The 14,598-nt window shown below is 76.3% G+C and carries 10 protein-coding genes; 4 read left to right on the top strand and 6 right to left on the bottom strand.

The annotated features are described in order from the left end of the window. Positions 1-70: 70 nt before the first annotated feature. The 5 genes from JN535_RS17050 to JN535_RS17030 form a co-directional block, all read right to left on the bottom strand. Positions 71-874: a PspA/IM30 family protein gene (locus tag JN535_RS17050; protein WP_205206931.1), complete on the bottom strand. Its 804-nt coding sequence runs from the start codon at positions 872-874 to the stop codon at positions 71-73. 112 nt (positions 875-986) lie between these two features. Next, positions 987-3,032 (bottom strand): TPM domain-containing protein, encoded by a 2,046-nt coding sequence (locus tag JN535_RS17045; protein ID WP_307868875.1) that lies wholly within the window; start codon positions 3,030-3,032, stop codon positions 987-989. 316 nt (positions 3,033-3,348) lie between these two features. Continuing rightward, on the bottom strand, positions 3,349-5,028 hold the full coding sequence (locus JN535_RS17040; protein ID WP_205206930.1) for a DNA repair helicase XPB: 1,680 nt from the start codon (positions 5,026-5,028) through the stop codon (positions 3,349-3,351). Between the two features lie 84 nt (positions 5,029-5,112). Further along, positions 5,113-7,635, bottom strand: coding sequence for a helicase-associated domain-containing protein (locus JN535_RS17035; protein WP_205206929.1), 2,523 nt, complete (start codon positions 7,633-7,635; stop codon positions 5,113-5,115). Between the two features lie 106 nt (positions 7,636-7,741). Then, entirely contained in the window at positions 7,742-8,680 is a 939-nt protein-coding gene (locus tag JN535_RS17030) for an NAD-dependent epimerase/dehydratase family protein (protein ID WP_205206927.1), read from the bottom strand. A 121-nt stretch (positions 8,681-8,801) separates the two neighbouring features. Between JN535_RS17030 and JN535_RS17025 the strand changes: the two genes are divergently transcribed. The 4 genes from JN535_RS17025 to JN535_RS17010 are packed head-to-tail and all read left to right on the top strand — an operon-like array spanning position 8,802 to position 13,974. Continuing rightward, on the top strand, positions 8,802-9,551 hold the full coding sequence (locus JN535_RS17025; protein ID WP_205206926.1) for a TetR/AcrR family transcriptional regulator: 750 nt from the start codon (positions 8,802-8,804) through the stop codon (positions 9,549-9,551). Positions 9,552-9,591: 40 nt separating this feature from the next. Next, positions 9,592-9,975 (top strand): cold-shock protein, encoded by a 384-nt coding sequence (locus JN535_RS17020; protein WP_237840107.1) that lies wholly within the window; start codon positions 9,592-9,594, stop codon positions 9,973-9,975. A gap of 1 nt (position 9,976) precedes the next feature. Further along, a complete protein-coding gene (locus JN535_RS17015) occupies positions 9,977-10,837 on the top strand; it encodes a DUF3027 domain-containing protein (protein ID WP_205206924.1) in 861 nt (286 codons plus the stop codon). Beyond that, on the top strand, positions 10,834-13,974 hold the full coding sequence (locus JN535_RS17010; RefSeq protein ID WP_205206923.1) for a sacsin N-terminal ATP-binding-like domain-containing protein: 3,141 nt from the start codon (positions 10,834-10,836) through the stop codon (positions 13,972-13,974). Before JN535_RS17015 ends, JN535_RS17010 begins: the two co-directional genes overlap by 4 nt. On the opposite strand, the gene JN535_RS17005 is transcribed toward JN535_RS17010, so the two are convergent. After that, the gene (locus JN535_RS17005; RefSeq protein WP_205206922.1) at positions 13,950-14,213 is read right to left on the bottom strand and encodes a DUF2530 domain-containing protein; all 264 of its coding nucleotides are present in this window, start codon (positions 14,211-14,213) and stop codon (positions 13,950-13,952) included. The genes JN535_RS17010 and JN535_RS17005 overlap by 25 nt on opposite strands. Between the last annotated feature and the right edge of the window lie 385 nt (positions 14,214-14,598).

Genomic DNA, 14,598 nt, shown 5'->3' with positions numbered 1-14,598 from the left:
GGCCGACCACGGTTCTACCTCGCGCAACCAGGGTTCCACCTCGCGGGTCCAGGGTTGTCCCCGCGAGGAGTCACCAGTCGGAGGTCGGGGCGTCCTGGGTGGTGGTACCGGACTCGATCGCGGGCGTGACCTGGGTGGGCGACACCTGCGACGCGGGCGACGAGCCCTGCTTGAGGGCGGCGAGCCGTGCCTCGATCTCGACGGCCTCGCCGGACGTCTCCAGCTCGGCGAACTGCGCGTCGATGCTCGACGCCGCGACCTCGGCCTGGCCGAGGGCCTGCGCCTCCTCGCGACGCACGATCTCCTCGTAGCGGGAGATCTCGCTCGTCGGGTCGAGCACGTTGATCGAGCTGATCGCGCCCTGGACGGTCTGCTGCGCCTGCGCGCTCTTCTGCCGGGCGACGAGCGAGTCGCGCTTGGACCTCAGCTCGCCGAGCTTGTCCTTCATCATCGCGAGCCCGGACTTGAGCTTCTCGACCGACTCACGCTGCGAGGCGATGAGCGGCTCGGCCTGGCGGACCTCGCTCTCGGCGGAGATCTGCTTGCCGAGCGCGACCTTGGCGAGGTTGTCGAACTTGTCGGCGTTGGCGGTGTCACCCTGCTGCCGGTAGCGGTCGGCCTGCGCCGAGGCGGCGGCGGCCTTCTGCCCCCACTCCTGGACCGCGGCGACGTCCTCGTTGTAGTCCTGCTCCGCGAGGCGGAGGTTGCCGATGGTCTGCGCGACCGCCTGCTCGGCGTCGGCGATGTTGTTCGTGTAGTCGCGCACGAGCTGGTCCAGCATCTTCTGCGGGTCCTCGGCGCTGTCCAGGAGCGCGTTGATGTTCGCGCGGGCGAGCTGCGCGATCCGTCCGAAGATGCTCTGCTTCTCCGCCATGGTCGTCCCTCTCTCGGTGAGCCGGTCTCGTGCTGGTCGGTCCTGCGTGCTGCTCTCGTTCGTCTGTCTCGTCTGCCTCGGCCGGTCTGGTCGCGGGCGCTCGCCGTCCTCGTCAGAAGCGCCCGCCGCGACCCGAGCGGCCGCCCGACGAGCGGCCGCCGGAGCGCCCGCCCGCCCGGCCGCCGCCGAAGCCACCCCCGCCGAAACCGCCCCCGAAGCTCCCGCCGCCGAACCCGCCGGAGCGGCCCCCGCCACCGCCGCGCAGGATCGAGTCGAGCAGGATGCCGCCGAGCACCATGCCCCCGACGTTGCTCCCGCTGCCACCGCCGAACATGCCGCCGCCTTGCGACGACTGCCAGCTCGACGCGTCCTGCTGGGCGCGTTGCGCCGCGGACTGCGCCTGCGCGTCGGCCTGCTGCGCGCGGTCGAGTGCGGCGACGGGGTCGGTCGGCTGGAGGGCGCGCGCCTCGCCGAGCAGCCGGATGGCCTCGGAGAGCCGGGTGCGCGCCTCGGGGCCGACGGCGCCGCGCCGGGTCTCGATGAAGTCGTTCGTCGCGCGGACCTGCGAGTCGACGCGCGCGAGCGTGTCGCGCAGGAGCGCGTTGGCGCGCGCGGCCTGCTCGGCGCGCTCGCGGAACGGGGCGAGCGCGGCGTCGAGCGCGGCCTCTGCTGCGGTGAGGCGCCGCAGCGCGGCGAGCGGGTCGCCGCCGTCGCGGGCGGTGGCGGCCGCCGCCACGGCGGCCTGCGCCTCGGCGAGCGCCGGCGCGACCGCCGGGTTCCCGGGCGCGAGCCGCCCGGCGTCGGCGATGTCGGAGGTGATGGACGCCAGCCCCTTGTCGAGCCGTGGGCCCGACTCGGCAAGGTCCGCGCCGGCCCGGTCGACGGCGTCGAGCAGCGTCACGGCCTGCCCGACGGCGTTCTGCGCGGCGCGGGCGAGCGCGACCGCCGTCGCGCGGTCCTTGCCGGCGAGCGCCTCGCGGCCCCGCGCGACGGACTCCCGGGCGTTCGCGACGAGCGCCTGCGCCTGGTCCGGGTTCTGCGCGACGGACGCGAGCGACGTCGGCGGGTAGGTGCGGGCGAGCCCGTCGAGCGTCACGCGCGCGGGCTCGACACGGGCGAGGATCTCGCTCGCCCGCTGGTCGGTCTCGTCGAGCACCTGCGGCGCGCGCGCCTGGAGGTCGCGCAGCTCGTCGAACGTGCGGGACTGGGCGTCGAGGGACTCCGCGACCTCGTCGCACAGCGCGACGATACGCGCCATCGCGTCCCGGGCCTGCGGCTCGGTCTCGGGGCGGTCGTCGTCGAGCTGCTGTCGGAGCGCGAACGCCTCCGAGACCTTCCGCTTGCCCTCGGCGAGCGCCGCCGAGAACTGCTGCGTCGCCTCGAGACCGAACTGGGCCTGCGCAAAGCCGAGCTCCTGCTCCGAGGTCTTCACGGCGTCGTCGATGGCGACCAGCGCAGCGCTCGCGCGTCGGTCGAGCTCGTCGGTGGGCAGGCTCGCGAGCCCTGCTTCCGGGGGCCCTCCCGCCGGTGCCGCGCGGCGCCGCTTCGCGACGGAGCGCACGATCAGCACGACGACGAGGACGAGCGCGCCGAGCCCGAGCAGGACCCAGAGCCAGGGCACGCCACCGGAGCCCTGGCTCGCGCCCCGAGCGACCTCGGCCGCGGCGATCGCGGCGCCGGCCCAGTCGTCGTCCCGCAGCTCGTCCTCCGCGGCGGCGGAGATGCGGTCGAGCTCGGCGTCGGTGAGGGACACGTTGTTGTCGTAGGAGAGCCCGTACCGGCGGTCCTCCGTCGCGACGGCGAGCAGCAGGTCGTCGACCCCGAGGCCCGACGCGTTCGCCGTGGCGTTCGCCCAGTCGACCCCGTCCATGCCGTCGAAGCTCGCGACGTAGACGACGAAGAGCTGGAGGTCGGTGTCCTGCGCGAGGCGGTCGAGCGCGTCTTGGACCTCGTCGGTCTGGTCGCCGAGCACGCCGTCGGGGTCGGTGATCTCGCCCGCGACGTCCGTCGGGGGGACGGCGTGCGCCGTCCCTGCGGGGGCGAGCAGCGCGAGGCCGGTCAGGAGCGTCATCACCGTCGCGACGACGAGGGAGGCGAGCGCGCGGGCGCCGCGGCCCGCGGCGGCGCGAGGGAGCGAGGGACGTTCGGCCGTGCTCACGCGCCGATCCTTTCCCAGCGGCCTGGGTCCCGCAATCGGTACCGATGGTCGCCCATCGTGGTCGCACCGGGCACCGTTCCGCGCCGGGCAGGTGCCGCGCTCCTGCGTCGCGGGACCCACCCGTCACTGCACGACGTCCAGGTCCTGATGCTCTCGGTCGGACTGGCCGTCGTTGCGTGCCCGGCGGGTGCCGCGCTCCTGCGTCGCGGGACCCCCACCCGTCACTGCACGACGCCCAGGTCCTCCGTGCTCGTGGTCGGCCTTGGGCGTCGTTCCGTGACAGCCGGGTACCTTGCTTCGCTGCGGTCCCCACCCGTCACTGCACGACGTCCAGGTCCTCCGCGTCGACGATGCGGTATGCGTACCCCTGCTCCGCCAGGAACCGCTGGCGGTGGGCCGCGAAGTCCTGGTCGACCGTGTCGCGCGCGACGACGGCGTAGAAGTGCGCGGTGCGGCCGTCGGCCTTGGGGCGCATGACGCGGCCGAGACGCTGGGCCTCCTCCTGGCGCGACCCGAACGACCCGGAGACCTGGATCGCGACGGACGCCTCGGGCAGGTCGATCGAGAAGTTCGCGACCTTCGACACGACGAGCCGCGAGATCTCGCCCGAGCGGAACGCGTCGAACAGGCGCTGGCGCTCGCGGACCGTCGTCGCGCCCGTGATGAGCGGCGCGTCGAGGTGCTGCGACAGCTCCTCGAGCTGGTCGAGGTACTGGCCGATCACGAGCACCTGGTCGTCCGGGTGCTGCGCGACGATCTGCTCCACGACGCGGTTCTTGCCCGTGGCGGTCGCGGCGAGCCGGTACTTGTCCTCCGGCTCCGCGACGGCGTACGTCATGCGGTCGGCCTCGGGCAGCGTGAGGCGCACCTCGACGCAGTCCGCGGGCGCGATGTACCCCTGCGCCTCGATGTCCTTCCACGGGGCGTCGTACCGCTTGGGCCCGATGAGCGAGAACACCTCGTCCTCGCGGCCGTCCTCGCGCACGAGCGTCGCGGTGAGCCCGAGCCGGCGGCGCGCCTGGAGGTCCGCCGTCATGCGGAAGATGGGCGCGGGGAGCAGGTGCACCTCGTCGTACACGACGAGCCCCCAGTCGCGGGCGTCGAGCAGCTCGAGGTGCGTGTACACGCCCTTCCGCTTGGTCGTCAGCACCTGGTAGGTCGCGATCGTGACGGGCTTGATCTCCTTGCGCGCGCCCGAGTACTCGCCGATCTCGTCCTCGGTGAGCGTCGTGCGCCGCACGAGCTCGTCGCGCCACTGGCGCGCGCTCACCGTGTTCGTCACGAGGATGAGCGTCGTCGTCCCGGACCTCGCCATGGCGCCCGCGCCCACGATCGTCTTCCCGGCGCCGCACGGCAGCACGACGACGCCGCTCCCGCCGTGCCAGAAACCGTCCACCGCCTGCGCCTGGTACGGGCGCATCTCCCACGGCTTCGGCGCCTCGCCCTCGGTGCGCGGCGGCGTCGTCGGGCTGAGCGCGATGGCGTGCTTCTCGCCGTCGACGTACCCCGCGAGGTCCTCGGCGGGCCAGCCGAGCTTCACGAGGACCTGCTTGAGGTGGCCGCGCTCGGAGGGGTGCACGACGACGGTCGTGTCGTCGATCCGCTCGCCCACCAGGCCGGCGGTGCGCTTGGACTTGAGGACCTCGGCGAGCACGGCGCGGTCGGTCGCCTCGAGCACGAGGCCGTGCGTCGGGTGCTGCGCGAGCGTGAGCCGCCCGTACCGCGACATGGTCTCCGCGACGTCGATGAGCAGCGCGTGCGGCACCGGGTAGCGCGAGTACTCGATGAGCGTGTTGACGACCTGCTCGGCGTCGTGCCCGGCCGCGCGTGCGTTCCACAGGCCGAGCGGCGTGAGCCGATACGTGTGGACGTGCTCGGGGGCGCGCTCGAGCTCGGCGAAGGGCGCGATCGCGCGGCGCGCGTCGTCCGCGCGCGGGTGGTCGACCTCGAGCAGCAGCGACTTGTCGCTCTGGACGATGAGAGGTCCGTCGGTCATGTGTCTCCTTGCCGAGGTAGAACCGTGGTCTCGCGAGGGAGAACCGTGGTGCCGCGAGGTAGAGGAGCGGTCGTGGCCACGGTTCTACCTCGCGCCACCGGGGTCCTCCGCCGGCGGGGTGTCGGGGGCGACGGACGCGATCCGGTGGACCGCGACCGTGAGCTCGGCGTCCCGCGCCGGGTCCTGCGCGCGCAGCCGACCTGCGTCGAGGGTGAGGGGTCGCACGCGGCGCCGGTCCTGCGAGCCCGTCGGCCCGACCACCTCGAGCCAGACCATCGCCCCGTCCGCGATCGCCTCGCGCAGCAGACCCAACGCGGCCACCGGGTCGGATGTTCCCTCCACGGGGTGGTCCCCGCCGTGCCCGTTCGTGCCCGACGGCGCCGGCCCACCCGTGCGCGGTCCGTCGCCCCCCGCGGGCCCCGGCTCGGTGCGTCGTCCTCCGGCGCGGCCGTCGGTCTGCGCCGCGGAGCGGGAGTCGGCGGCCCGCAGGCGGGCCACGAGGTCGGCGAACCGCTGGGCGCTCCTGCTCTCGGCACCGCCGGGCTCGTCGACGCGCGCCCCCGACCCGGGGACGACACCCGTCCGCGCACGACCGCCCGCGCGCCGACCCGGCGTGGTGAGCCGACCGCGCCGGGGCGCCGCGACGTCGTCGGCCCCGCCTCGTCGTCCCGCCCGGTCCGCGACGAGCACGCGCCCGTCCGGGCCCTCGACGACGGCCGGCACCCCCCGCGCGCGCAGCGCCTCCTGGAGCTCCCCGGCGGGCGCGGCCGACGCGAGCACGGTCGGCGCGAGGAGCACCAGCCCCAGCCCGCGCAGGGCCGGGTCCTCCGCGATCCCGGCGAGCAGCACCGGGTCCTCGGCGCGTACGTACGACGACGCCGTCCCCACGCGCACCCGGCCGTGGCGGCGGGCCGTGTCCCGCACGAGGTACTCGAGCGGCTGCGGCACCGGGGTCCGGGAGTGGGACGCGAGCTCGGCGAGGAGCTCGTCGGCCGTCGCGCCGCGGTCGAGCGCGCGCAGGACGGACTCCGGGGTGAATCGGACCGTCGTCGCGGCGCCGCGGGACTCGACGTCGGCCGCGACCTCCACGAGCCGCTCGAGCGTGCGTGACGGCCGGCCCGGCACGATGCCCGTGAGGTCGCCCTGGAGCAGCAGGTCGTCGACCTCGGCCGGCAGCACCGCCTCGAACGCGGCGCCGAGGTCCGCCGCCCCGGTCCCGGACGGCGCGTCGTCGGACGCGACGAGCGCCCGGCCCGGCGGAGCGAGCGCCCCCGCGCCGGTCACCCCGAGCAGCGCGGCCTCGCGCAGCAGCCCCGCGACGGCCTGCTCGGGCGGGACCGCACGCGGCGTGCGCCACCGCAGGACCGCGACGACGTCGGCCGCGGCGAGCGGGCGCCCGGGGGTGAGGTCGAGGACGTCCAGCACCGACCGCCGCAGCCGGGGCACCCACGGACGCCACAGCTCCGGGTCGAGCGCGGCACGCAGGGCGCCCTTCTCGTCGCGGCTGCCCACGAGCCAGGGCGTGCGGCGCGAACGCCACCAGCCGCGGGCGAGCGTCGCCCAGCGGTCGCCCAGGCCGTCCTCGAGCCAGTCCTCCGCACCGAGGGTCGGGGCGAACGTCGGCGGGTCGTCGCCGTCGTCGGCCACGAGCCCGGCCGCCGCGGCCAGCTCGACGACGGCGGCCGCGGTCGGGTCGTCCACCTCGAGCGCCAACCCTGCGCGCCGCAGGTCGCGCACCCCGAGCCCCCCGCCGCGCAGCACGCCCGGGGGGTGCTCGGTCCAGTGCGTCACGAGTCGCGCGACGAGCCGGACGGCCTCGAGCCCGGCGCTCGCGGACTCGGCGTCGACCGTCGCGGCCGGGAGCTCGCGGACGTCCGGGACGGGCGGCGCGGTCCGGACGTCACGGTGCGTCCGACCGCCGCGCAGGGCGAGCCCGACCTCGCGCGGCAGCACGACGTGCCGCTCGTCCGTCGTACGCAGGTAGCCGTGCTCGACGAGCCAGCCCGTCGCGCGCCGGGCCGACGCGTCCGCGCGGGGCGCGACCCCGACGGGCGGCCCCCACGTCAGCGCGTCGAGGATCGCCCGGGCGCCCGGCGGGGCGTCGTCGGGCAGGTCGCCGGGTGGCGCCGTGGGCCGCGCGCTCGTCCCGGTTGCGCTCGGCTCACCGGCGGCGGGCGCCGCGACGGGACCGAGACCGGCGGGGTGGGGGCCCAGGACTTCCGCGACACCGGGCGCCGGGCGGAACCCGGCAGACCGTGTGCCGGGGGTCCAGACGAGCGCGAGCTCGTCGAGGAGGGCGAGGGCGGCGGTGACGCGCGCCCGGTCGACGCCCGTCGCCCGGGCGACCGCCGTCGCCGTGGCGGACGATCCCACGGAGTCCAGGACCAGCACCGCCTCCAGGACGTGGAGCGTGAGCTCGTCCAGCCCCGCGAGTGCACGTTCCAGGCTCGTCCGGTTCATCGCGCGCGCGGCGAGCGAGAGAAGGGTCGAGGGCGACGGCGTCGCGAGGTCGGGCCGTCGCCCGAGCAGCGCGACCAGGGCGGCGTCGTCGCGCTGGCGCAGCGACTCGCTGTACGTCGGAGCCCGCTCGGGCCGGGAAGTGGCCATCCGTTCGATGCTACGCGGATCGTGCGTGACCGTTCGGCACCGGCTGCCGCTCGTCGGCACCGCGAGGTGCCGGGCGACACCGGACGTGCCGACCTCGCGCGCCCGGTCAGCCGCGGGCGGTGCGCCGGCAGACCTCGTCCCAGGGCGTCGGCTCGATCCCGAAGCGGGCGCGCGCCGCCGTGTCGTCGAGGACGTAGGGGCGGTCCCACTGGTAGGCGAGGTCCCGCAGCTCGCGCAGCAGGGGCGAGAAGACGCCGGCGGCGGCAAGGCCTGCGCCGCGCAGCGAGCGGACCCGGACGGGCGGACGCCCGACGCTCGCGAGGACGTCGGTGAGCGCGTCGCGCTGCGTGCGCGGCGGGTTGCTCGGGGTGTGCCACGTGCGGCCGTGCGCGCCGGGGTCCGCGGCGGCCGCGACGAGCGTGCGCGCGGCGTCGCGGACGTCGGTGAACGAGTGCGGCAGGTCGGTGCGCCCGATCATTGTCACGGAACGCCCGCGCAGCGCGGCCGGGACGACGCGCGAGACGTGCCCGTTGCTCCCGACCCCGGGCCCGACGAAGTCGGAGCTGCGCACCTCGACGACGCGCGCGCGACCGGCGCGGTGCGCGGCGAGCGCGTCGGCCCAGAGCCGGGCGCGCAGGACGCCCTTGTGGTCGGTCGCCGCGTCGGGCAGGTCCTCGATCATCGGGCCGTCGACGGGGCCGTAGGGGTAGAGGTTGCCGGTGATCGCGTAGACCGCGCCGGTGCGCTCGACCGCGGTGAGCAGCGCCGTGGCGAGCGGCGGCCACACGCGCTCCCACTGCGTGTAGTCGCCGGGGTTGGCGCAGTTGTAGAGCACGGCCGCGCCCTCGGCCACGCGGGTCAGGGCGTCGGCGTCGGACGCGTCGAGGGCGACGTGCGTGACGCCGGCGACGCCGGTGTCCCGGCCGCTGCGCGTGACGACGGTGACGGACGACCCACGGGCCGCGAGCTCGGCGGCGACGTGCCGCCCGACGGGGCCGGCGCCGACGATCACGTGCCGGTCGGAGGAGGACGGGGTGCTGGACATGGAGGTCTCCTTTCCGAGAGCGGTGCTCTCGCTTCGTCGAGGAGCATGGCACGGGACGGGGTCGAAAGCAAGAGCGCTGCTCTCGTTTGTGGGCGCCGCTCTCGTCTGGCACCCTGGCGGCATGACCGCACCCCGCACGGCGCGCGCCATGGCGCGCGAGACGCTGACGCGCGAGATCCTCGACGCCGCCCGGGCGCGGCTCGTCGCCGACGGCCCCGCCGCGCTCTCGCTGCGCGCCGTCGCGCGCGACGTCGGCATGGTGTCGTCGGCCGTCTACCGGTACTTCCCGAGCCGCGACGCGCTGCTGACCGCGCTCCTCGTCGAGTGCTACGACGAGCTCGGCGCAGCCGTCGAGAACGCGGAGGCCGCCGTCGCGCGCGGCGACCTGACCGGCCGGTGGCTGGCCGCGTGCCGGGCGCTGCGCGCATGGTGCGTCCAGCGGCCCGGCGACTTCGCGCTGCTCTACGGCACGCCCGTGCCGGGGTACGCGGCACCGCAGGACACCGTCGAGCCCGCGACCCGGGTCGTGCGCGCGCTCGTCCGGATCGTCGCCGACTCCTGGGCCGACGGCGCCGGCCCCACGCCCGCCCCGCGGTCCGGGGGAGACGCGGCCGCGCTGGTCGCCCCCGCCCTCGCGTTCGTGAGCGCGCGGGGCCTCGTCGCGCCCGACGCCCCGGCGGAGGCCGTCGTCCGCACGCTCATGGCCTGGACAACGCTGTTCGGCACGGTCTCCTTCGAGCTGTTCGGCCACCTCCACCGCACGGTCGCCGACTACGCCGACTGGTTCGACGCCGTCGCGCTGCGGGTGGGGGCGGACGCGGGGGTGGTCCCGCGCGGTATGGATGCGGCTTTGCCGCCGCACGGCCGGTAGCCTGGGGGTTCTGGTTCCTACGAGCACGAACGAGGTTCACGTGCCCACCGGCAAGGTCAAGTGGTTCGACACCGAACGCGGGTTCGGCTTCATCGCCAACGACGACGGCGGCGAGGTCTTCCTGCACGCCTCCGCGCTGCCCGCGGACGCCCCCGCGCCCAAGCCCGGCGCACGCGTCGACTTCGGCGTGGCCGACGGGCGACGCGGCCCGCAGGCGCTCGCGGTCAAGCTCCTCGACCCGGCACCGTCCGTGGTCAAGGCGAAGCGCCGCTCGGCCGACGAGATGGCGGTCATCGTGGAGGACCTCATCAAGGAGCTCGACGGGATCGGCAACGGGCTGCGCCGCGGTCGCTACCCGGAGAAGGGCAAGGCGACGATGGTCGCCAAGGTGCTGCGCGTGGTCGCCGACGAGATCGAGGGCTGACATGGTCGCCGTGGCTGCCGCCGAGGAGCGTTCCCGGGGAGTGTCCGCGCGTGCCGCGCGCGACGCCGTGCTCACGGGCGCGGTCGAGCTCGCGCGCGCCGCGGCCCAGGAGGTCGCCGAGAGACCCGAGGACGTCGGGGAGCACCTCGGCACGTACGCGGAGGCGGACCGCCTCATCTCCCACCGGTTCGCGTGCACGATGCGCGGCTACCGCGGCTGGCACTGGACCGTCACCCTCGCCCGCGTGCCGCGCGGGCGGACGGCCACGGTGTGCGAGGTCGAGCTGCTGCCCGGTGACGGTGCGCTGCTCGCGCCGCCGTGGCTGCCGTGGTCCGAGCGACTGCGCCCGGGCGACGTCGGGCCCGGCGACGTGCTCCCGTTCCGCGCCGACGACCCGCGCCTCGAGCCCGGCTACGTGCCCACGGGCGACGAGGAGCAGGACTCCGTCGCGATCGAGGAGCTCGCCCTCGCGCGCGCTCGCGTCCTGTCCCCGCAGGGGCGGGACGAGGCTGCCGAGCGCTGGTACCGCGGCTCGCGCGGCCCGACGACGCGTGGTTCGGTCGCGTCGGCCGCGGAGTGCGGGTCGTGCGGCTTTCTCGTCCCCCTCCAGGGCAGCCTCGGCCAGGTGTTCGGCGTGTGCGCGAACGAGTGGTCGCCCGACGACGGCAAGGTCGTGAGCCTCGACCACGGTTGCGGCGCGCACTCCGAGACCGACGTCGAGCCGCAGCGGAGCGACTGGCCGGACGCCGATCCTCTCGTCGACGAGCTGCACGTCGAGATCGTCTCGCTGCTCGAGTCGGTCACCCCGCCGACGGAGCCCGCGGCCGAGGGGGTCGTAGCGGCGGACGAGCCGCAGGAGTGACGGACGACGTCTTCGGGACGGCCGCGCTGCGCCGCGCGGTCCTGGAGGCGTGGCGGTCGTCGCCCACGCGGCTGCGCGAGGACGCGAACACCGAGGAGGACCACGCCCACGGGTCGTACCGGGGGCGGCTCGTCGTCGAGCTCGCGCAGAACGCCGCGGACGCCGCGGCCCGTGCCGGGGTCCCGGGGCGGCTGCGCCTGAGCCTGCACGCGCCGTCGGGACCTGACGGGACCTGGGTCCTGCGCGCGGCGAACACCGGCGAGCCGCTGGACGCGCCGGGCGTCGCGTCGCTCGTGGCGCTGCGCGCGTCCGCCACCGGGCGGGGCGCGCGCGACCCCGACGGCCGGGCGTCCACGGTCGGCCGGTTCGGGGTCGGCTTCGCGGCCGTCCGCTCGGTCTCCGACCGGGTGCGGGTCGGGGCGGGGGAGCGTGCCGTGGAGCTGTCGCTCGCCCGCACGCGTGCCGCGCTCGACGACGTGGTCGCCGACCGTCCCGACCTCGCCGCCGAGGTCGCGCGCCGCGGCGACCGGCTTCCTGCGCTGCGGCTCCCGTTCCCGACCCGCGTCGAGGTGCCGTCGGGCTACGACACGGTCGTCGAGGTCGAGCTGCGCGACGCCGACGCGCTCGTCGCCGTCCGCGCCGAGCTCGCGGACGTGGGGGACCCGCTGCTGCTCGCGCTCCCCGCGCTCACGGAGGTCGTCGTGACCGGGGACGGCGTCCGGGAGCGCCGCGTCGCCGACGTCGCCGACCGGTGGACCGTCCTGCGTCGGGAGGGATCGGTCGACCCGGCCCTGCTCGCGGACCGCCCGGTCGAGGAGCGCGCGAGCACGCGGTGGGCGGTCACGTGGGCGCTGCCCGACGGCGGCGCGCGCACCGACGTCCTGCACGCCCCGACCCCCACCGACGAGCGCCTCACGTTCCCCGCGCTGCTCCTGGCGACCTTCCCGCTGGACCCGGCGCGCCGGCACGTCCCGCCCGGGCCGGTCACCGCGCACGTCGCGCGCGCGGCGGGGCGGGCGTACGCGGAGCTGCTCGGGGGGCTCGCGAGGTCGCGCGGCGCCGACGTGCTGGCCCTCGTCCCGACCGGGCTGCCGGCGAGCGCGGTCGACGCGGAGGTGCGTGCGTCGGCCGAGGTGGCGCTCGCCCGGACCCCGCTCCTCCCGCTCGACGCGCCGCCCACCCAGGGCACCGAGGAGACACCCGGGGCGGCCGAGGACGACGCGGCCGACGCCGGCCGGCACTCCCTGGTCGCGCCCGCCGAGGCGCGCGTCCTCGCGGGCGACGTGGGCGACGCGCGCGTGCGCGCCGAGCTCGGCGTCGCGCACCTGGTGGACGTCCCGGGTCCGCTCCGCGCGGTCGCGCGGTCGCTCGGGGCGCAGGTCGTGGACCTCGCGGACGTGGTGGACGACCTGCCGCTCGTCGCCGACCCGGCGCGCTGGCGGGCGCTGTACGACGCCCTCGCGCCGCACGCCACCGACCGGTCGGTGCTCGAGGCGCTGGGTGCGCTCCCGGTGCCGCTGCTCGGTGGGCAGGTCGTGCGCGGTGCCCGCGGTCTCCTCCTCCTGGACGTCGGGTCGGGCGAACCCTCGGACGCCGGCGGCGGGGTGCTGGACGCCCGCGACGCAGCCGACCTCGGGGTGCCCGTCGTCGACCCGCGCGCGGCGCACCCGCTGCTGGAACGCCTCGGGGCGCGCGCCACCGACCTGCGGACGGTGCTCTCCGACGGGGCCGTCCGCGAGCGTGTGCTCGCGGCGTCGGACGCGGCCGAGGCCGGCGACGACCCGACGTCGGACGTCGAGCGGCTGCTCGCCCTGGTCGCGGCGGCGGTGCGCGACGTGCCGGACCCGGCGCGCGCCGGGCTCCCGTTCTGGTGGGGCGAGCTGCCCGTCCGGACGGCCGACGGCGGCTGGTCGGCGGTGCGCGGTTGCGCGCTCCCCGGGACGTGGGCCGCCGACGCCCTCGACACGCTCGACCTCGTCGATCCCGCGGTCGTCGACCGCTGGGGAGAGCCGGTGCTGCGCGCCGTGGGTGCGGCCACCGGGCTCGGGGTGGTGCGCGTGCACGACGTCCTCACTCCCGTGTCGGCCGACGACGAGCCGGAGCTGGACCCGCACGCGCCGGAGGGGTGGCTGTCCGACTGGAGCGGGTACCTCGCGTACCTCGCGGCGGCCCTCGGCCCCGAGGCGTACGTGGGCGACGTGCTCGCGGTGGCGGACCTGGACGCCGTCGCCGACGACGCGTGGCCCGACGCCCTCGCACGCCTCGCCGCGGACCCCGCCGCGCGCGAGGCGCTGCTCGCCCCCGTGCGGGCGGAGGGCGGTCGCGGCGGGACGGCGCGCTCGTACACCGCGTGGTGGCTCCGCGAGGAGCTCGGTGGGGCGTTCGCGCTCGGGACCGGCCCCGCAGGGGCCCCGTTCCTGCGCCCGGCGCCGCCGGAGGTAGCCCGGCTCGACGACGAGGCGCTGGCCGCGCTGGGTGGCGTGCGGGACCTCGCGGAGCTCGAGCCGGACGAGTGGGTCGAGCTGCTGGACGACCTGCCTGACGTCGGGCAGGTCGTCGACGCGCGGGCCGCGCTGACGCTCTGGAGCGCGCTCGGCGTCCTCGCCGGCCGTGGTGAGCATCTGGACCCGCCGCCGGACCGGGTGCCCGCGCTGCGCGGCGGCGCGGTGCGCGTGGTCGGCGCGGACGACGTCGCCGTCGCGCCCGACCCGATGTGGTCGCCCGTCCGCGCGGTCCTCCCGGCGCCGCCGGGACTCGTCGCCGAGGTGGCCGACCTCCTGGACGTCCCGACCGTCCCGCGCACGGCCCCCGCCCCCGACGCCGCCGGACGTCGCGCCGACGTCCCCGAGGCGGCGCGCGCGGTGCTCGACGGGCCGGTGCCGCGCACCTGGGAGCGCCACGACGACCTCCGCGTGGGCGGGGTCGCGGTCTCGTGGTGGGTGGAGCGCGGCGGGGGAGCGGACGCCGTCGTGCACGCGACCGGGCCTGCCGGGCTCGCCGCGGGGCTCGCGGTCGCGGCGGGACGCTACGGCGCGAGGTTCGTGCTCGAGGAGGTGCTCCGCGACCCCGGAGCCGCGCAGGGCGCGCTGGCGCGGACGGCCTGGGACGTCCCTCAGTCGTCGACGGAGGCGCGGTAGCGGGTCCGGTTCCGGCGCTCCCACGCGAGCCCGAGGAGGCCGAGGACGAGCCCGGCGCCGCACGTGGTGACCGCGCGCGGGGAGGCCGTCCCCAGGGCGAGGAGCACGGCGCACACGACGAGCGCGAACGCCCAGAGGCCCATCCCGACGAGGATCACGACGCGCAGGTCGACGCGCCACGGCCCCGGGTCGGGGCGTCGACGGTCGGGGTGGAGCAGCAGCGTGACGAACGAGGGCACAGGGGCATCGTAGCGACGACGCGGTTTTTCACCCGCACCGACGTGTCACGCCCGTGACCTGCACCGCATCTCCTTCTGGTGTGAGCACACGTCCGGAGAAGTCGCAACCGCACGCTACGATGCATGCGCCGCGCTGCTGCCTCCGCAGGTGGTCACTCGTCCAGGTAGATCTGTCGGGCCTCGTGCCGAGCATCGCTTCGGGACCTTCGTCCGATGTATCCGGACGGAAGTCGGAACGTCCAACCTGGACACCCGTCCAAGCGCATTTTCCGGGTGGCTGCCCTGACGCAGGATTCGCGGGATACCGCGCGTCATGACGACTCCGACGATGACGGTCCGGGATGTCGTCTCACCCGGGTGAAACCCCGTGAAAACTCTCGTTCAA

Source organism: Cellulosimicrobium cellulans (assembly GCF_016921195.1).
Lineage (GTDB): Bacteria > Actinomycetota > Actinomycetes > Actinomycetales > Cellulomonadaceae > Cellulosimicrobium > Cellulosimicrobium cellulans_F.
The sequence above is the reverse complement of the archived record's forward strand: the minus strand, read 5'-3'. Positions and strand labels throughout refer to the sequence as shown.

Excerpts from the sequence above, each read along its gene's own strand:
- JN535_RS17050 (WP_205206931.1), bottom strand. The coding sequence starts at position 874 with ATGGCGGAGAAGCAGAGCATCTTCGGACGGATCGCGCAGCTCGCCCGC.
- JN535_RS17040 (WP_205206930.1), bottom strand. The coding sequence starts at position 5,028 with ATGACCGACGGACCTCTCATCGTCCAGAGCGACAAGTCGCTGCTGCTC.
- JN535_RS17035 (WP_205206929.1), bottom strand. The coding sequence starts at position 7,635 with ATGGCCACTTCCCGGCCCGAGCGGGCTCCGACGTACAGCGAGTCGCTG.
- JN535_RS17030 (WP_205206927.1), bottom strand. The coding sequence starts at position 8,680 with ATGTCCAGCACCCCGTCCTCCTCCGACCGGCACGTGATCGTCGGCGCC.
- JN535_RS17025 (WP_205206926.1), top strand. The coding sequence starts at position 8,802 with ATGACCGCACCCCGCACGGCGCGCGCCATGGCGCGCGAGACGCTGACG.
- JN535_RS17015 (WP_205206924.1), top strand. The coding sequence starts at position 9,977 with ATGGTCGCCGTGGCTGCCGCCGAGGAGCGTTCCCGGGGAGTGTCCGCG.